This is a genomic window from Pseudomonas sp. PB120 (assembly GCF_009761815.1).
Taxonomy (GTDB): domain Bacteria; phylum Pseudomonadota; class Gammaproteobacteria; order Pseudomonadales; family Pseudomonadaceae; genus Aquipseudomonas.
In genome coordinates this window covers 100757-119383 of record NZ_RWIN01000039.1, presented here as the reverse complement: position 1 = coordinate 119383, position 18627 = coordinate 100757, and the positions used below count along the sequence as shown (strand labels likewise).

The following is an 18627-nucleotide window of genomic DNA, read 5'->3' as shown; positions in this document are numbered from 1 at the left end:
CAGGCCATGTCCTTGCAAAACAGCAGCGATGACAAAATTGAAGTGATCCGCACGAAGCCGCACCAGTCTCTGGGTTGCTCGATTATCGTGGATGGGCGCGAAGTACCGATCACTGAAGACATGATCCAGGACGCGTGCCGCGAACTGGAACAGCGATTGGTCAAGCCTGCCGAACAAAAGTGATGTAGCCACCGTCTTCTTGACCCGGCCCTGATGGCCGGGTTTTTTGTGGGCGCTTTTTGAGGGTGCTGCGCACCCTATCGCGAGCAGGCTCGCTCCTACATTTGATCTGTGGCGCACACAATAAACCCTGTAGGAGCGAGCCTGCTCGCGATAGGGCCAACTCGGTTTCTTATAAGACTTGAGCCCCCAACGCCGCCACGATCTGTCGCAATTCAGGCGAATCCCCGTCAATCCGCACCTGCAACCCATCAATCTCCCGCCGCGCCGGATAATGCTTGCGCAGTGCATCGAACGCCGCACGTTGCTCGTTCACATTGCCTACGAGGCTACGGCGGAAATCCGCATCGTCCCGGCGCGGGTCGTACACGCCACGGCACAGCATCGCCAACGCCCAGGCCGGATCGCATTCAGCGTTCAACGTCACCCGGGACAACCAGGGCGCCGGCAGCAAGTCACTCAGATTGACCTGGGGCGCCTGCCCGAGGAACTCGCAGTACGCCTGATAGATCTGCGCCGTCCCGCGCTGCTTGCCATCGAGGCTGTAACCGGCAATATGCGGTGTCGCCAGCACGCACAGTTCGGCCAGCGCGACATCGACCTCCGGCTCGCCTTCCCACACATCCAGCACCGCTTGCAGGTCTTCGCGCTGCAGCAGCACCTGGCGCAGGGCAGCGTTGTCCACCACCGGGCCGCGACTGGCGTTGATCAGCCAGGTGCCGGGTTTAAGTTGGTTCAAACGGTTGTTATCGAACAGGTGCCAGGTGGTCTGAGCGCCGTGCTTTTTCAGCGGCGTGTGCAGGCTGATGACGTCGCACTGTTCGATGATGTGCTCAAGGCTGACGAAGTCTCCGCCCTCCGCCGCTTGTCGTGGCGGATCACACACCAACACCTTCCAGCCCAGGCCTTGCAACACCTTGACCAGACGGCCACCGACTTCACCGGCACCGACCACCCCGTACGTGCGTTGAGTCAGGTCGGCGCCTTCGATTTCGGCGAGGGTCAGCAAACTGCCCAGCACGTAGTCGACTACGCCACGGGCGTTGCAGCCGGGCGCGCTGGACCAGGTGATGCCGGCCTGTTGAAAGTAATCCAGGTCCAGGTGATCGGTGCCGATGGTGCACGTGCCAACAAAGCGCACCTTGCTGCCTTCGAGCAGTGCACGGTTGACGTTGGTCACCGAACGCACCAGCAACACATCGGCCTGTTCGACCGTGGCGCGGTCGATGGAACGTCCCGGCACCCGGCGAATTTCACCGAAACCTGCGAAGAAGGCATCGAGCAGCGGGATATTTTCGTCGGCAACAATCAGCATGGCGGGCTCCTTTGGGGGATCGGCAGTGTAGGCGCAGATGACTGTGCTGGGCCAGCGGGCATTGCGCACTTCTCTGTAGCAGCTGGCGCAGCCTGCGTCCGGCTGCGCAGCAGTCGTAAGCCTGAGTGCACAGTCTTCCTGTTGCAGCGCGTTGTCCGGTTTTACGACTGCTGCGCAGCCGGACGCAGGCTGCGCCAGCTGCTACAGGGGTTCTGTGTATGTTGATTACAAATCCCTAACACGGGACTTTTCCTGACCGTTGCGTCAAGGCGTAGAATGCGGCGCCTCGCGCCTTAAAACCTTTGGACGTTTCGCCCTTGAGTTCTGTGACTGACCGCCCTGCCGCCATTTCCCTCACTCGCCCCGCGCGCATTCGCCTGGAGCTGAAAAACCTGCTCGGCCTGGCACTGCCGATCATGGTCGCGCAGCTTGCCACGACGGCGATGGGCTTCGTCGATGCGGTGATGGCGGGCCGTGTCGGGCCCCGCGACCTGGCAGCGGTGGCGCTGGGTAACTCGATCTGGGTCCCGGTATTTCTGTTGATGACCGGCACCCTGTTGGCCACCACGCCGAAAGTCGCGCAGCGCTTCGGTGCTGGCACCCACAGCGAGATCGGCCCGATCGTGCGTCAGGCGTTGTGGCTGGCGCTGGTGGTGGGATTGATGGCGACCGGCATGCTGTTCAGCGCCGAGCCGATCCTGCACGCAATGAAAGTCGATCCCGAGCTGATCGGCCCATGCATGCAATACCTGCACGGCATCGCCAGCGGCCTGCCTGCCGTTGCGTTCTACCATGTGCTGCGCTGTTTCAGCGACGGCCTGGGCCGCACCCGCCCGGCCATGGTGCTGGGCCTGTGCGGCCTGGCGCTGAATATTCCGCTGAACTACATCTTCATCTACGGCCATTTCGGCGTGCCGGCCATGGGCGGTGTCGGTTGCGGCTGGGCCACGGCGATTGTGATGTGGGTCATGGCGCTGGGCATGGCGGGTTGGGAGCGCTGGGCGCCGGCCTATCAGTCGAGCCAGTTGTTCAGCCGGTTTGACTGGCCGCAATGGTCGGTGATCAAGCGCCTGCTCGGCATCGGCCTGCCGATCGGTATTGCGGTGTTCGCCGAGTCGAGCATTTTCGCGGTGATCGCCCTGCTGATCGGCAGCCTCGGCGCGACCGTGGTGGCCGGGCATCAGATCGCGCTGAACTTCAGTTCGCTGGTGTTCATGATCCCCTACTCCCTCGGCATGGCCGTGACCGTGCGCGTCGGCCAGGCGCTCGGTCGCCAGGAACCGCGCGAAGCACGTTTTGCCGCCGGTGTCGGCATGGGCACCGCGCTGGCGTACGCCTGTCTTTCCGCAAGCATGATGCTGTTGCTGCGCGAGCACATCGCGACCATCTACACCTCGGACCCGACCGTGATCCATGTGGCGGCCATGCTGATTGTGTATTCGGCGCTGTTCCAGTTTTCCGATGCGATCCAGGTCACGGCGGCCGGCGCATTGCGCGGCTATCAGGACACGCGGGTGACGATGATCCTGACGCTGTTCGCGTACTGGGGCATTGGTTTGCCGGTGGGTTACGCGCTGGGACTGACCGATTGGCTCGGCGCGCCCAGTGGCCCGAGCGGACTGTGGCAAGGTTTGATCGTGGGCTTGAGTTGCGCAGCGCTGATGCTGTCGATCCGCCTGGCGCGCAGTGCACGCAAGCGGATCCGCATCAGCCCGTCGGCGGGTTAAGCGAGTTTCTTGCGGATCCAGTAGAGGTAGGTGCCAGCCTCTTCATGCTGCGCGACCAGTTCGTGGTCCAGGAACACGCAAAACTTGGGGATATCGCGGCGGGTCGACGGGTCGGTGGCGATCACCTTGAGCAGGCCGCCGGGCGCCAGGTCACGGATGTGCTGGTGCAGCATCATCACGGGTTCCGGGCAGTTGAGGCCCGTCGCGTCGAGGGTGCCGTCTACCGGCGTATTGATCATTTCACTCATGATTTACTCCTAAATCGTGCCGGCATTGTCGCGCAATGCCGGGTGTTCGGTCATCTGTGGCATGTCGCCACCCCCCTCCTCTAGGAGCGAGCCTGCTCGCGATGGTCGTTAACGATAACGCTGGGGGCCTGATACCCCTTGGCGCTCTCGGGACCATCGCGAGCAGGCTCGCTCCTACAGGGGAACACCTGCGTTTCAGCGGGACTTGGGTTTCTTTACGTCGAGTCGGCGCAGGTGGCAGGTCACTTCTTCACGGTCGTGATACAGCTGCTTGCAGCCAATCTCCACCCGGATACCGCGCTCCTTGAAACCGTCGGCGATGCGTTCCAGCAAACGCTTCACTTCAGCGTAACGCTGTTTCATCGGCAGCTTGAGATTGACCACCGCTTCGCGGCAATGGCCTTCGCCGATCCATTCTTCGAGCATCGCGGCGTTGCGCGCCGGTTTCTCGACGATGTCGCAAACCATCCAGTCCACCGGCTGTCGGGGCTTGTAGGTAAAACCGTCGGCCATCAGGTGTTGTACCAGACCGGTGTCCATCAGGCTTTCGGCCATCGGGCCATTGTCGATGGCGGTGACGAGCATGCCACGGTTGACCAGTTGCCAGGTCCAGCCGCCGGGCGCGGCACCGAGATCCACGCCGGTCATGTCACTGTGCAAGCGCTCGTCCCACTGGTCGCGGGGGATGAAATGGTGCCACGCCTCTTCCAGCTTCAGGGTCGAGCGGCTTGGCGCTTCGCGGGGGAACTTCAGGCGCGGAATGCCCATCGGCCACATCGCCGAGTTGTTTGACTCGGCCAGGCCCATGAATACTTCGCGGCCGCTCTTGAAGGTCAACAACAAACGCGGCTTGTGCGCGTCCTCTACAAGCTTGCCGGCCGCCATCAACGCCTTGCGCAGGTGAACTTCGAATTTTTTGCAGAAGTTCGACAGCTCTTTGCCGTCGTTGGTGTCGACCATCTCCAGCCACAGACTGCCGCACAGCGGAAAGTCGGCCATGTGCGCGAGGATCACGCTGATGCGGTCGGTTTCAGGCAGGTCGATGAAAATCCCGCGAGCCCATTGACGCGGGAAGATCAGGTCCGAGAAACGCTGGCCACGCATCAGGCGCTCGGCGCCGTCTTCTTCGGTGCAGATAAATTCGGCGCAGGCGCTGGCGGCCTTGGCCTTGGCATAACCGGCCACGTTCAGCCGCGCGGCGTGTTCGGAAATCTCGGAACAGACTTCGCCTTCGAAGCCCGGCCGGCAATGCATAAAGAGGGTGTTCATTGAATCTCCTGGGCAATCGGCAATGAATTGATGCGCAAACTTGCCCTGTAGCAAAGCCTGTCACGAAAACCGGCGCATGATAGCCGAGTTCGGAACCTTGGACTTAACCATAGAGTCCAGTTATTAGCCTTAACGCCCAAACAGGGCTAGGTTGAAAGCTCTGTTCGTCCCGTCAGTCCGTCGCCGTGCGGACTCAAAGGAGTCATTTCAATGCCGTCCCTCGATAGCCTGAAAACCCTTAAAACCCTGCAAGTCGAAGACAAGACTTACCATTATTTCAGTTTGCCCGACGCCGCCAAAAGCCTCGGCGATCTCGACACGCTGCCCATGTCGTTGAAAGTGCTGCTGGAAAACCTGCTGCGTTGGGAGGACGAAAAAACCGTCACCGGCGCCGACCTCAAGGCGATTGCCGCCTGGCTCAAGGAGCGACGCTCCGACCGCGAAATCCAGTACCGTCCCGCGCGGGTGTTGATGCAGGACTTTACCGGCGTGCCCGCCGTGGTTGACCTGGCCGCCATGCGCGCCGCGATGGCCAAAGCCGGCGGCGATCCGCAACGCATCAACCCGCTCTCCCCCGTGGACCTGGTGATCGACCATTCGGTGATGGTCGACAAGTTCGGCAGTTCCAGCGCCTTCGAGCAGAACGTCGACATCGAAATGCAGCGCAACGGCGAGCGATACGCGTTCCTGCGCTGGGGCCAAAGCGCCTTCGACAACTTCAGCGTGGTGCCACCGGGCACCGGCATCTGCCACCAGGTGAACCTGGAATACCTCGGGCGCACGGTCTGGACCAAGGACGAGGACGGCCGCACGTACGCCTTCCCCGACACGTTGGTCGGCACCGACTCCCACACCACCATGATCAATGGCCTCGGCGTGCTCGGCTGGGGCGTTGGCGGGATCGAAGCGGAAGCCGCGATGCTCGGCCAACCGGTGTCGATGTTGATTCCGGAAGTGATCGGCTTCAAATTGACCGGCAAGCTCAAGGAAGGCATCACCGCCACCGACCTGGTGCTGACCGTGACCCAGATGTTGCGCAAGAAAGGCGTGGTCGGCAAATTTGTCGAATTCTACGGTGACGGCCTGGCCGATCTGCCGCTGGCCGACCGGGCGACCATCGCCAACATGGCCCCGGAATATGGCGCCACCTGCGGCTTCTTCCCGGTGGACGACATCACGCTGGACTACCTGCGGCTGTCCGGTCGCCCGGTCGAGACCGTGAAACTGGTCGAGGCTTACACCAAGGCCCAGGGCTTGTGGCGCCTGCCGGGCAAGGAACCGGTGTTCACCGACAGCCTGGCATTGGACATGGGCAGCGTCGAAGCCAGCCTCGCCGGGCCGAAACGGCCACAGGACCGGGTATCGCTGCCGAATGTCGCGCAAGCCTTCAGTGACTTCATCGACCTGCAATTCAAACCCACCAGCAAGGAAGTCGGTCGCCTCGAAAGCGAAGGCGGCGGTGGCGTCGCGGTGGGCAACGCCGACCTGGCCGGTGAAGCCGATTACGACTACGAAGGCCAGACCTATCGCCTGAAAAACGGCGCCGTGGTGATTGCCGCGATCACCTCCTGCACCAACACCTCCAACCCGAGCGTGATGATGGCTGCCGGGCTGGTGGCGAAAAAAGCCGTGGAAAAAGGCCTCAAGCGCAAACCGTGGGTCAAGAGTTCGCTGGCGCCCGGCTCGAAAGTGGTCACTGACTATTACAAGGCTGCGGGGTTGACTCGCTACCTGGATGAACTCGGCTTCGATTTGGTCGGTTATGGCTGCACCACTTGCATCGGCAACTCCGGGCCGTTGCAGGAACCGATCGAAAAAGCCATCCAGAACGCTGACCTGACCGTCGCCTCGGTGCTCTCGGGCAACCGCAACTTCGAAGGCCGCGTGCACCCGCTGGTGAAAACCAACTGGCTCGCCTCGCCGCCGCTGGTCGTCGCCTATGCGTTGGCCGGCACGGTGCGCATCGACATCAGCAGCGAGCCGCTGGGGAACGACAAGGATGGCAACCTGGTGTATCTGCGCGACATCTGGCCAAGTACCAAAGAGATCGCCGACGCGGTCAACCAGGTCAACACCTCGATGTTCCACAAGGAATACGCCGAAGTGTTTGCCGGTGACGAGCAATGGCAAGCGATTGAAGTGCCGCAAGCGGCGACATATGTCTGGCAGGACGATTCGACCTACATCCAGCATCCGCCCTTCTTCGACGATATCGGCGGGCCGCCGCCGGTGGTCAAGGATGTCGCCGGCGCCCGGGTTCTCGCACTACTGGGCGATTCGGTGACCACCGACCACATCTCCCCGGCCGGCAACATCAAGGCCGACAGCCCCGCCGGCCAATACCTGCGCGACAAAGGGGTGGAATCGCGGGATTTCAACTCCTACGGCTCCCGTCGTGGCAACCATGAAGTGATGATGCGCGGCACCTTCGCCAACATCCGCATCCGTAACGAGATGCTCAGCGGTGAAGAAGGCGGCAACACGATCTACATTCCGACCGGGGAGAAAATGCCGATCTACGACGCAGCGATGCGTTATCAGGCTTCGGGCACACCCTTGGTGGTGATTGCCGGTCAGGAATACGGCACCGGCTCGAGCCGCGACTGGGCGGCGAAGGGTACCAATCTGCTGGGGGTCAAGGCCGTCATCGCCGAAAGCTTCGAGCGGATTCACCGCTCCAACCTGGTCGGAATGGGCGTACTGCCGCTGCAGTTCAAGCTGGATCAGAACCGCAAAAGCCTGAACCTGAACGGCAAGGAAACCCTGGATATCCTGGGTCTGACCGGCGTCGAGCTGACACCAAGGATGAACCTGTCCCTGGTGATCACCCGTGAAGACGGCAGCCGCGAGAAGGTCGAGGTACTGTGCCGGATCGATACGCTTAACGAAGTCGAATACTTCAAGTCGGGGGGAATTTTGCATTACGTGTTGCGGCAGTTGATCGCGTCGTAACTGACTGCTGACAAAAACACCGCCTTCGGGCGGTGTTTTTTTTTGAACCCAACACAACTCCCCTGTGGGAGCGAGCCTGCTCGCGATAGCGGCGTGCCAGACAACAGAAATGTCGAATGTTAAACCGCATCGCGAGCAGGCTCGCTCCCACAGGGGGGTGTGTTTGGCGTCGGACAGATGCGGATTTACGCAATCGTTATTTTGCGACACGTTTCTGATAATTGAAAAATAATTTCAACTAAATCATGACGCCGCCGACAACCTGTCAAAGCCTCACGGATTGAAAATGCCATGCGTAACAACCAGCCCATTACACAGCGCGAACGGACCTTCCCAGCTCAGCAACGGTTGATTTCCACCACCGATGCCAAGGGCGTGATCACCTACTGCAACGACGCGTTCGTCGAGATCAGCGGGTTTTCTCGTGACGAGTTGATCCGCGCGCCGCATAACCTGGTTCGTCATCCCGACGTGCCATCTGCGGTGTTCGCGCACATGTGGGGCACACTGAAACAAGGCTTGCCATGGATGGGCATCGTCAAGAACCGCTGCCAGAACGGTGACCATTACTGGGTCAACGCTTATGTAACGCCGGTGTTCGAGGGCAATCAGGTCATTGGTTATGAGTCGGTGCGGATCAAACCGACCGCTGAACAGATCCAGCGCGCCGAAGCGCTTTACCAGCGCATCAACCAGGGCAAGCCCGCCATCCCCTCGACAGACAAATGGCTGCCGGTGCTGCAGGACTGGCTGCCGTTCATTCTGGTCAGCCAATTAAGCTTCATGATCGGCGCCACGCTCAACTCCCAATGGGGTTTCGCACTTGCCGCCGGCCTCTCGGTGCCGCTGGGCCTGATGGGCCTGAGCTGGCAGCAGCGCGGCCTCAAGCGTTTGCTGCGCCTGGCCGAGCAGACCACGTCCGACCCGCTGATCGCGCAGATGTACACCGACAGCCGCGGTGCCCAGGCTCGTCTGGAAATGTCGATCCTCAGCCAGGAAGCCCGCCTGAAAACCTGCCTGACCCGTTTGCAGGACACCGCCGAGCACCTGACCGAACAAGCGAAACAGTCCGACACGCTGGCCCACAGCAGCTCCACCGGCCTGGAACGTCAACGGGTCGAAACCGAACAAGTGGCCACCGCCGTCAACCAGATGGCCGCCACCACTCAGGAAGTTGCCAGCCACGTGCAGCGCACGGCGGACGCGACTCAGGAAGCCAATCGCCTGACCGGTCGCGGTCGCGACATTGCCGGGGAAACCCGCGAAGCCATCCAGCGCCTGTCGGTGGTGGTCGGCGAAACCGGCCTGACCGTGACGCAGCTGGCCAAGGACAGCGACGAAATCGGCGGCGTGGTCGATGTGATCAAAGGCATCGCCGACCAGACCAACCTGCTGGCGTTGAACGCGGCCATCGAAGCGGCCCGTGCCGGTGAGATGGGCCGTGGCTTTGCGGTGGTGGCTGACGAAGTCCGTCAACTGGCGCAGCGCACCAGCGAGTCCACCGGGCAGATCCACGCCCTGATCGCCAAGCTCCAGCAAACGGCCGGCACCGCGGTGCAAACCATGGAAGCCGGGCATCGTCAGGCCGAAGAAGGTGTGGCGCGGGTACTGGAAGCGGACCAGGCGCTGGTGGGGATCAGCGAAGCGGTGGCCAACATCACCGACATGACCACCCAGATTGCGGCGGCAACCGAAGAGCAAAGCGCGGTCGCCGAAGAGATCAGCCGAAACATCAGCAACATCTCGCAACTGGCTGACCAGACCTCGGACCAGGCGCAACACTCGGCGCTGTTGAGTGAAGAACTGACCAAGACGGCGAATACCCAGTATTCGTTGGTGGAGCGGTTTAATCGCTAACACTAAAACCCAGCTGTAGGAGCGAGCTTGCTCGCGATGGTCGTTAACGATAACGCGTGTTTACTGGATAAACGCGGTGCTATTGAGTCCATCGCGAGCAAGCTCGCTCCTACAGGGGATCTGCGTTGAACGCAAAGTTGGGGGCACCAAAGATCAACTGTGGGAGTGAGCCAGGGGTGCCGGCGATGAGGAACGCTGCAGAATCACTGCAGGATTGAGGCAACCTTCTCCGCCGCAGCCGCCAAATGCTGCTCATGGGTAAACCCCGACACCTTCAACGGCTTCAAATCATGATCGCCCGCCGCCAGCCATAAAACCTCGATACTCGGTGACAGCGTGTAGGCCTCGACCGCCTCGCGATTACCCAGCGCATCCCGTTCACCCTGCACAATCAACGTCGCCGTCTTCAGTCCGGCCAGATGCTCGACCCGTGGTTTCTCCGGTTTGCCCACCGCATAAAACGGATACCCCAGGCACACCAACGCATCGGCGCCCAATTCATCGGCCAACAGACTGGCCATCCGCCCGCCCATGGACTTGCCGCCGATGGCCAGGCGCCCAGTGACATGGCGTCGCACCTCGGCGTAGACCTTGCGCCAGCATTCGAGCAGTTTCGGCGCCGGGTTCGGCGGGCGTTTGCCGCCGTCCAGACGCCGTTGCGCCATGTAGGGAAACTCGAAGCGCAGCACGTTGACGCCGTGTGCGGCGAGGCGTGCAGCCATGTCATTCATCCAGTCGCTGTCCATCGGCGCACCGGCACCGTGAGCGAGGATCAGCGTGGCCGATGCCGGCCCGGAAGCCGCACTCCACAGCCATCCATGATCCTTCACACACTTCGCCCATTGATCCCCGTCAATACTGGCCTTGTGCTGTTTGTCCATGCTTGCCTCGCTTTTAGTCTGCCTATAACTCCAGGCGAAGGGAGTGTCTGCCGTGCGGCTTACTCGCAAAGACAGGCCTTCACTTCGGCTGAACCGTGGATGGGGAACCATGAACACTTCTATCAGTACCGCCTACAACTACAAGGTGGTCCGCCAATTCGCCATTATGACGGTGGTGTGGGGCATCGTCGGCATGGGGCTCGGGGTTTTTCTCGCGGCCCAGTTGGTCTGGCCCGAACTCAACTTCAATTTGCCGTGGACCAGTTTTGGTCGCTTGCGCCCGCTGCACACCAACGCGGTGATCTTCGCCTTCGGCGGCTGCGCGCTGTTTGCCAGTTCGTTCTATTCGGTGCAGCGCACCTGCCAGACCCAACTGTTTGCACCAAAAATCGCCGCGTTCTGCTTCTGGGGCTGGCAGCTGGTGATCCTGCTGGCGGCGATCAGCCTGCCACTGGGTTACACCAGTTCCAAGGAATACGCCGAGCTGGAATGGCCGATCGACATCCTCATCACCATCGTCTGGATCGCCTACGCCATCGTGTTCTTCGGCACCCTGGCCAAGCGCAAGACCAAGCACATTTACGTCGGTAATTGGTTTTTCGGTGCGTTCATCATCACCGTGGCGATCCTGCACCTCGTCAACAATATGGAAATCCCGGTCAGCCTGACCAAGTCCTACTCGCTGTACGGCGGCGCGACTGACGCCATGGTGCAGTGGTGGTACGGCCACAACGCCGTGGGCTTTTTCCTCACCGCCGGCTTTCTCGGGATGATGTACTACTTCGTGCCGAAACAGGCCGAGCGCCCGGTGTATTCCTATCGCTTGTCGATCGTGCACTTCTGGGCCCTGATCACCCTGTACATCTGGGCCGGCCCGCACCACTTGCACTACACCGCGCTGCCGGACTGGGCGCAGTCGCTGGGCATGGTGATGTCGCTGATCCTGCTGGCACCGAGCTGGGGCGGGATGATCAACGGCATGATGACGCTCTCGGGCGCCTGGCATAAGTTGCGCAGCGACCCGATCCTGCGCTTCCTCGTGGTCTCGCTGGCCTTCTACGGCATGTCGACCTTCGAAGGTCCGATGATGGCGATCAAGACCGTCAACGCCCTCTCCCACTACACCGACTGGACCATCGGCCACGTTCACGCCGGGGCGCTCGGCTGGGTGGCGATGATTTCCATCGGCGCGCTGTACCACATGATCCCGAAAATCTTCGGCCGCCCGCAAATGCACAGCGTTGGCCTGATCAACGCGCACTTCTGGCTCGCAACCATCGGCACCGTGCTCTACATCGCGTCGATGTGGGTCAACGGCATCGCCCAGGGCCTGATGTGGCGCGCAGTGAACGAAGACGGCACGCTGACTTACTCCTTCGTCGAAACCCTGGTGGCCAGCCACCCAGGCTTCGTCGTGCGGCTGGTCGGCGGTGCGATCTTCCTCAGCGGCATGTTCCTGATGGCTTACAACACCTGGCGCACCGTGCGGGCCTCGCAGCCTGTCGACGTCGCCGCTGCCGCGCAGATGGCCTGAGGAGTCCGCCATGAAACACGAAACAATCGAGAAAAACGTAGGCCTGCTGCTGTTGCTGATGGTCCTGGCCGTGAGCATCGGCGGCCTGACCCAGATCGTCCCGCTGTTCTTCCAGGACGTGACCAATAAACCGGTGGAAGGCATGAAGCCCTACACCGCGCTGCAACTGGAAGGTCGCGACATCTACATCCGCGAGGGCTGTGTCGGCTGCCATTCGCAGATGATCCGTCCGTTCCGCGCCGAAACCGAACGTTACGGGCACTACTCGGTGGCCGGGGAAAGCGTCTGGGATCACCCGTTCCTGTGGGGTTCGAAACGGACCGGGCCGGACCTGGCGCGGGTCGGCGGCCGTTACTCCGAAGACTGGCACCGCGCGCACTTGTACAACCCGCGCAACGTGGTGCCGGAATCGAAGATGCCCGCCTACCCCTGGCTGGTGGCCAATCAACTCGACAGCAGCCACACCGAAACCAAGCTGCGCGCCATGCGCACCCTCGGCGTGCCGTACACCGACGACGACATCGCCGGCGCAACGGCCTCGCTCAAGGGCAAGACCGAAATGGACGCACTGGTTGCCTACCTGCAAGTGCTCGGCACTGCCATCAAGAGCAAGAGGTGAGTCATGTTTGAAATGGACAGTGGAATGATCCGCGGCCTCGGCACCGTGGTGGTGTTCATCGCCTTCGTCGGCCTGACGCTGTGGGTGTTCAACGGCAAGCGCAACCCGGAGTTCGCCGAAGCGCGCCTGCTGCCGTTCGCCGATGAAGCACAACCCGACACGACCCCGGAATCAGCAACAACAAGGAGCACCCGGCCATGACCACCTTCTGGAGTACATGGATCTGCGTTCTGACCATCGGCAGCCTGATCGGCCTGACCTGGCTGCTGATCGGCACCCGCAAAGGTGAAACCAAGGGCAGCATCGACCAGACCATGGGCCACAGCTTCGACGGCATCGAGGAGTACGACAACCCGCTGCCGCAGTGGTGGTTCGTGCTGTTCGCCGGCACGCTGGTGTTTGCCGTGGGCTACCTGATTCTTTACCCGGGCCTGGGCAACTGGAAAGGCCTCCTGCCGGGGTACGAGAACGGCTGGACCGGCGTCCACGAATGGGAAAAGGAAATGGACAAGGCCGACGCCAGATTCGGCCCGATCTTCGCCAAATTCGCCGCCATGCCCGTGGAAGAAGTGGCCAAGGACCCGCAGGCGTTGAAAATGGGCGGTCGCCTGTTTGCCTCCAACTGCTCGGTCTGCCACGGCTCGGATGCCAAGGGCGCCTTCGGCTTCCCCAACCTGGCCGACAACGACTGGCGCTGGGGCGGCGCAGCCGAGACGATCAAGACCACCATCATGGGCGGTCGCGTGGCGGCGATGCCGGCGTGGGGGGAAATCCTCGGTGAAGCGGGGGTGAAAAACGTGGCGGCGTATGTGCGTCACGACCTGGCCGGCCTGCCGCTGCCCGCCGACAGCAGTGCCGACCTGCTGGCCGGACAGCAAGTGTTCAGCACCACGTGCGTAGCCTGTCATGGGGCAAACGGCCAAGGCACTGAAGCCATGGGTGCGCCGAACCTGACGCACCCGGCCGGTTTTATTTATGGACTAGGCCTGACGCAGCTTGAGCAAACGATACGTCATGGCCGCCAGGGCCATATGCCGGCGCAGAACGAACTGCTCGGCAACGACAAGGTGCAACTGCTCGCGGCTTACATTTACAGCTTGTCTCACGGGGCCAGCACCGCCCGTTTGCAGGCTGAAGGCAAAGGCGAATAAATCCCGAGCACTCTACTGCCGCATTCAAGCGGATGCGGCAGTTCCCTGTCCCTTTGCGACTCATTGTCGCACCCTCTGCCAGTCCTCCTTTCGGTTCACCAGATTCGGGTCTAAGCTTCCTGCGATGCGGGCTGGCAATGAGCCGGTTCCAGGTCGACCTGATGCGATGTGTTCGACGATTCTGCTCGATGACAGGCCACAAAGGCTGGTAGATACCGGCTGTCGCGCCAATTGCCATCGGTCACCTTATCGTTGCGTTTGAACACACCCCGTTACAACTGACCTGACCCCCTCGCCTCTTTCATCCGTTGCGACATTTTGAGCAGGGGCAATTTTGTCCTTACGCGGCGCATGGAAAGGCCGCAGAATCAGCTTTTGAAAGCATTGACCCAGGTCATGGCGCGTTGCAATGACCCCCTGCTTTCTCCATACTTGCGGCCGATTTTTACTCCTAATAAAACACCCAAACCGTGGAACCTTAGAATGAGCACAGCAATCAGTCCGACTGCTTATAACTATAAGGTAGTCCGCCAGTTCGCCATCATGACGGTGGTCTGGGGGATCCTTGGCATGGGGCTTGGTGTCTTCATCGCCTCACAGCTCGTATGGCCGGAATTGAACTTCGGTCTGCCGTGGACGACTTTTGGACGCCTACGCCCGTTGCACACCAACCTGGTGATTTTCGCCTTCGGTGGTTGTGCACTGTTTGCCACTTCTTATTACGTCGTGCAGCGAACCTGCCAAACGCGACTGATTTCCGACAGCCTCGCGGCCTTCCACTTCTGGGGTTGGCAAGCGGTGATCATCGGCGCCATCGTTACCTTGCCACTGGGTTACACCACCACCAAGGAATACGCCGAGCTGGAATGGCCGCTGGCTATTTTGCTGGCCATCGTCTGGGTCACCTACGGTCTGGTGTTCTTCGGCACCATCGTCAAGCGCAAGACCAAGCACATCTATGTGGGTAACTGGTTCTACGGCGCGTTCATCGTCGTGACGGCGATGCTGCACATCGTCAACCACATGTCGCTGCCGGTCAGCCTGTTCAAGTCCTACTCCGCTTATTCGGGTGCGACGGACGCGATGATCCAGTGGTGGTACGGCCACAACGCGGTCGGTTTCTTCCTGACCACCGGCTTCCTGGGGATGATGTATTACTTCGTTCCGAAGCAGGCCGAGCGTCCGATCTACTCCTATCGCCTGTCGATCGTGCACTTCTGGGCGCTGATCACCCTGTACATCTGGGCCGGTCCGCACCACCTGCACTACACCGCACTGCCGGACTGGGCGCAGTCCCTGGGCATGGCAATGTCGATCATCCTGCTGGCGCCAAGCTGGGGCGGCATGATCAACGGCATGATGACCCTGTCGGGCGCCTGGCATAAGCTGCGCACCGACCCGATCCTGCGCTTCCTCGTCGTGTCCCTGGCCTTCTACGGCATGTCGACCTTCGAAGGCCCGATGATGGCGATCAAGACCGTCAACTCGCTCTCTCACTACACTGACTGGACCATCGGCCACGTACACGCCGGCGCCTTGGGCTGGGTAGCGATGATTTCGATCGGCGCGATCTACCACATGATCCCGAAACTGTTCGGTCGCGCGCAGATGCACAGCGTCGGCCTGATCAACGCCCACTTCTGGCTCGCGACCATCGGTACCGTGCTGTACATCGCTTCGATGTGGGTCAACGGCATCACCCAGGGCCTGATGTGGCGTGCAATCAACGATGACGGCACCCTCACCTACTCGTTCGTGGAAGCGCTGCAAGCCAGCCACCCTGGTTTCATCGTTCGCGCCCTGGGCGGTGCGTTCTTTGCCAGCGGCATGCTGTTCATGGCCTACAACGTGTTCCGCACCGTTCGCGCCTCGAACCCGGCTGAAGCTGAAGCCGCCGCTCAGATTGCTGTAGTTGGAGCTCACTGATGAAGCATGAAGCAGTCGAGAAGAACATTGGCCTGCTGGCCTTCTTCATGGTTATCGCCGTCAGCATCGGCGGCCTGACCCAGATCGTTCCGCTGTTTTTCCAGGACGTCACCAACAAGCCGGTCGAAGGCATGAAGCCTCGCCCTGCCCTTGAACTGGAAGGCCGCGACGTGTTTATCGCCAACGGTTGTGTCGGCTGCCACTCGCAGATGATCCGCCCGTTCCGTGCTGAAACCGAACGCTACGGCCATTACTCGGTCGCCGGTGAAAGCGTCTGGGACCACCCGTTCCTGTGGGGTTCCAAGCGTACCGGCCCGGACCTGGCCCGTGTCGGCGGTCGTTACTCCGATGACTGGCAGCGTGCGCATTTGTACAACCCGCGCAACGTGGTGCCTGAGTCGAAAATGCCGGCCTACCCGTTCCTCGTGGAAAACAAGCTCGACGGCAAAGACACCGCCAAGAAAATGGAAGTCTTGCGCACGCTCGGCGTCCCTTACACCGACGAAGACATCGCCGGCGCCAAGGATGCTGTGAAGGGCAAAACCGAAATGGACGCGCTGGTGGCCTATCTGCAAGGCCTGGGCACCATCATCAAAAGCAAACGGTGATTTAGATGGATATCGGGATGATTCGTGGCCTGGGCACCGTTGTCGTGATGGTGGCCTTCATCGGTCTGGCGTTGTGGGTGTTCAGCCCCAAGCGCAAGTCGGAGTTTGAAGACGCGACCTTGCTGCCTTTCGCGGATGATCCCGAAGCCATCAAGCACGTCGAGCAAGCTTCTAGGAGTAACAAAGAATGACTACGTTCTGGAGTCTGTACGTCACAGTCCTCAGCCTCGGCACCATCTTCTCCCTGACCTGGCTGCTGCTGTCCACCCGCAAGGGGCAGCGCGCCGAGCAGACGGAAGAAACGGTTGGCCACTCCTTCGACGGGATCGAGGAGTACGACAACCCGCTGCCAAAATGGTGGTTCATGCTGTTCGTGGGCACCATCATTTTCGCTCTGGGCTACCTGGTGCTGTACCCGGGCCTGGGTAACTGGAAAGGCCTGTTGCCGGGTTACAACTACCTCGATAACGACAAGCAGACCGCGTTCGCCAACGGCCAGACTGGCTGGACCGGCGTTCACGAGTGGGAAAAGGAAATGGCCAAGTCGGACGCCAAGTTCGGCCCGATCTTCGCCAAGTTCGCTTCCATGCCTATCGAAGAAGTGGCCAAGGACCCGCAAGCCCTGAAGATGGGTGGCCGCCTGTTCGCCTCCAACTGCTCGGTCTGCCACGGTTCCGACGCCAAGGGTGCTTACGGCTTCCCTAACCTGACCGACGCCGACTGGCGCTGGGGCGGCGAACCGGAAACCATCAAGACCACCATCATGGGCGGTCGCCACGCGGTGATGCCGGCGTGGGCCGAAGTGATCGGCGAGCAAGGCGTTGCGGACGTTGCCGCGTTCGTGGTGACCAACCTCGATGGCCGCAAGCTGCCGGAAGACACCAAGGCTGACCCGGTGGCCGGCCAGAAACTGTTCGCCGCCAACTGCGTGGCGTGCCACGGTCCGGAAGGCAAAGGCACGCCAGCGATGGGCGCGCCAAACCTGACTCACCCGGCAGCGTTCATCTACGGTTCGAGCTTCGCTCAACTGCAGCAGACCATCCGTTACGGCCGTCAGGGCCAGATGCCTGCGCAAGAACAGCTGCAAGGCAACGACAAGGTCCACCTGCTGGCCGCTTACGTCTACAGCCTTTCTCACGGTGAGAAAGCGCCGGTAGCGGATGCCCAGTAAGGCAAACGCCTGACGCAAAAAAGGCCCCGCCAGTGCGAACTGACGGGGCCTTTTTCATGGGCGACTGGCCAGAGTCGATTCCACCGGCAACGTCGCGATCAGCTCACGTTTTTGCCATTGGTTATTCTCGACCCCATACACGAGCAGGTTTTTACGATCCTCGGAAAAACTGGCGATCAGGTAGGTCTGCTGGGAGGCGCTGCCGCTGATGAAACCGGGCACGCTGCTCGTGTACCACGTGGAGCCGCCACTTCCATGAAGGTGACCGGCGAATATTGCCGTCACCTCGTACTTGTCGATCATATCCCTGAACCGTTTTTCCTGGCTCCAGTCGCCCATAAACTCATTGGGTTTATGCATGTTCAGTAGAATGATTTTCCCCTGCGCGCGTGCTTGCTGAAGGTCACGCTCAAGCCAATCGAGTGCCGGGGTAATTTCAAATTTCTTCGGGTTGAAAATAGTGCCCGAAGAAAAGGCCACCGAGTAAGTTGGCTCGTTATGTAACTGCACCAGGTGCACATCGCCATAATCCCTGGAGTACGCGAGGCTTCCGTAATACAGGGTGGTCGACCCCGAAGCCCGCGCCGCCAAGTCCATATTACCGACCTTGCCCCAATAGCGCTTTTTCAGATCTTCAATACTTCCTGCAGCGCAGTTATTCAAAAAACAATCATCCACGTTGTTTTGATAGTCGTGATTACCCAAGCCGTAGTCATAAAGCCCTTGAAGTTTCGTCTCCAGCATTTGCTGAACGTAGGAACGCTGATCCGCATGACCGAAGGCGGTTATATCGCCATTGATCATCACGGGCACCATTGCGCTCCCGCCATTGCGCCGCCTGAAGTCGGCAATGCTGTCGTATTGAGCATCCAGCAGCCATTTGGCGCGCTGCTCCAACTCTGTATGTGATTCGGATTCCCTACGGTCTGTTTTATCCGACCACGGATACTGCGGATCGGAAGCAAAGACAATATGGCTTGGCTTACTTTCAATTGAATGGGCGATCGACGCCAGCGATAGCCCCCATACAAACACAAGTAACGATTTAAAATTTATTATGCTCATAGAATTCCATTTCCACTGATATTAGATACTCACACAGCACTCCACTGCCTGTAAGAACAACCTATTTCAGAAAACTAATTAACGCAAATACACAACTACGGTTATTTTCACTAATATATTTCAC

The 18627-nt window shown here is 60.5% G+C and carries 17 protein-coding genes; 12 read left to right on the top strand and 5 right to left on the bottom strand.

All coding sequences use genetic code 11. The features are described 5' to 3' along the window. Nucleotides 1-6: 6 nt before the first annotated feature. A complete protein-coding gene (locus tag EJA72_RS28940) occupies nt 7-183 on the top strand; it encodes a PA1571 family protein (RefSeq protein WP_178129162.1) in 177 nt (58 codons plus the stop codon). 169 nt (nt 184-352) lie between these two features. On the opposite strand, the gene pdxB is transcribed toward EJA72_RS28940, so the two are convergent. Beyond that, nucleotides 353-1495 (bottom strand): 4-phosphoerythronate dehydrogenase PdxB, encoded by a 1143-nt coding sequence (gene pdxB, locus EJA72_RS07895; RefSeq protein ID WP_157710934.1) that lies wholly within the window; start codon nt 1493-1495, stop codon nt 353-355. A 317-nt stretch (nt 1496-1812) separates the two neighbouring features. On the opposite strand from pdxB, the gene EJA72_RS07890 reads away from it, so the two are divergent. Continuing rightward, the gene (locus EJA72_RS07890) at nt 1813-3222 is read left to right on the top strand and encodes an MATE family efflux transporter (RefSeq protein ID WP_157710933.1); all 1410 of its coding nucleotides are present in this window, start codon (nt 1813-1815) and stop codon (nt 3220-3222) included. Here the strand turns inward: EJA72_RS07890 and tusA are convergent. After that, complete coding sequence (tusA, locus tag EJA72_RS07885) at nt 3219-3470, bottom strand: sulfurtransferase TusA (RefSeq protein WP_157710932.1); 252 nt, start codon at nt 3468-3470, stop codon at nt 3219-3221. The two genes, EJA72_RS07890 and tusA, sit on opposite strands and share 4 nt — an antisense overlap. Nucleotides 3471-3665: 195 nt before the next feature. Further along, complete coding sequence (gene rlmM / locus EJA72_RS07880; RefSeq protein ID WP_157710931.1) at nt 3666-4739, bottom strand: 23S rRNA (cytidine(2498)-2'-O)-methyltransferase RlmM; 1074 nt, start codon at nt 4737-4739, stop codon at nt 3666-3668. Between the two features lie 210 nt (nt 4740-4949). Between rlmM and acnA the strand changes: the two genes are divergently transcribed. Both acnA and EJA72_RS07870 read left to right on the top strand, forming a co-directional pair. Further along, nucleotides 4950-7691, top strand: a complete 2742-nt coding sequence (acnA, locus tag EJA72_RS07875; RefSeq protein ID WP_157710930.1) for an aconitate hydratase AcnA — start codon at nt 4950-4952, stop codon at nt 7689-7691. A 291-nt stretch (nt 7692-7982) separates the two neighbouring features. Next, complete coding sequence (locus EJA72_RS07870) at nt 7983-9548, top strand: PAS domain-containing methyl-accepting chemotaxis protein (protein ID WP_157710929.1); 1566 nt, start codon at nt 7983-7985, stop codon at nt 9546-9548. 203 nt (nt 9549-9751) lie between these two features. Here EJA72_RS07870 and EJA72_RS07865 read toward each other — a convergent pair whose 3' ends face one another. Further along, a complete protein-coding gene (locus EJA72_RS07865) occupies nt 9752-10429 on the bottom strand; it encodes an alpha/beta family hydrolase (protein ID WP_157710928.1) in 678 nt (225 codons plus the stop codon). Nucleotides 10430-10538: 109 nt separating this feature from the next. On the opposite strand from EJA72_RS07865, the gene ccoN (EJA72_RS07860) reads away from it, so the two are divergent. From ccoN (EJA72_RS07860) to ccoP (EJA72_RS07825), 8 genes are all read left to right on the top strand, one after another. After that, complete coding sequence (gene ccoN / locus EJA72_RS07860) at nt 10539-11963, top strand: cytochrome-c oxidase, cbb3-type subunit I (protein ID WP_157710927.1); 1425 nt, start codon at nt 10539-10541, stop codon at nt 11961-11963. Between the two features lie 10 nt (nt 11964-11973). Continuing rightward, complete coding sequence (ccoO, locus tag EJA72_RS07855) at nt 11974-12582, top strand: cytochrome-c oxidase, cbb3-type subunit II (RefSeq protein WP_157710926.1); 609 nt, start codon at nt 11974-11976, stop codon at nt 12580-12582. Nucleotides 12583-12585: 3 nt separating this feature from the next. Continuing rightward, entirely contained in the window at nt 12586-12783 is a 198-nt protein-coding gene (locus EJA72_RS07850) for a CcoQ/FixQ family Cbb3-type cytochrome c oxidase assembly chaperone (protein WP_157710925.1), read from the top strand. Further along, complete coding sequence (gene ccoP, locus EJA72_RS07845) at nt 12780-13733, top strand: cytochrome-c oxidase, cbb3-type subunit III (RefSeq protein WP_157710924.1); 954 nt, start codon at nt 12780-12782, stop codon at nt 13731-13733. The genes EJA72_RS07850 and ccoP (EJA72_RS07845) overlap by 4 nt, the downstream gene beginning before the upstream one ends. A 483-nt stretch (nt 13734-14216) precedes the next feature. Continuing rightward, nucleotides 14217-15659, top strand: a complete 1443-nt coding sequence (gene ccoN, locus EJA72_RS07840) for a cytochrome-c oxidase, cbb3-type subunit I (protein WP_157710923.1) — start codon at nt 14217-14219, stop codon at nt 15657-15659. Then, nucleotides 15659-16267 (top strand): cytochrome-c oxidase, cbb3-type subunit II, encoded by a 609-nt coding sequence (gene ccoO, locus EJA72_RS07835; RefSeq protein ID WP_157710922.1) that lies wholly within the window; start codon nt 15659-15661, stop codon nt 16265-16267. The genes ccoN (EJA72_RS07840) and ccoO (EJA72_RS07835) overlap by 1 nt, the downstream gene beginning before the upstream one ends. Before the next feature lie 5 nt (nt 16268-16272). Beyond that, complete coding sequence (locus tag EJA72_RS07830; RefSeq protein WP_003175465.1) at nt 16273-16458, top strand: CcoQ/FixQ family Cbb3-type cytochrome c oxidase assembly chaperone; 186 nt, start codon at nt 16273-16275, stop codon at nt 16456-16458. Then, entirely contained in the window at nt 16455-17438 is a 984-nt protein-coding gene (ccoP, locus tag EJA72_RS07825; RefSeq protein WP_157710921.1) for a cytochrome-c oxidase, cbb3-type subunit III, read from the top strand. The genes EJA72_RS07830 and ccoP (EJA72_RS07825) overlap by 4 nt, the downstream gene beginning before the upstream one ends. A gap of 54 nt (nt 17439-17492) precedes the next feature. On the opposite strand, the gene EJA72_RS07820 is transcribed toward ccoP (EJA72_RS07825), so the two are convergent. Beyond that, nucleotides 17493-18503: a metallophosphoesterase gene (locus tag EJA72_RS07820; protein ID WP_157710920.1), complete on the bottom strand. Its 1011-nt coding sequence runs from the start codon at nt 18501-18503 to the stop codon at nt 17493-17495. Nucleotides 18504-18627 lie beyond the last annotated feature (124 nt).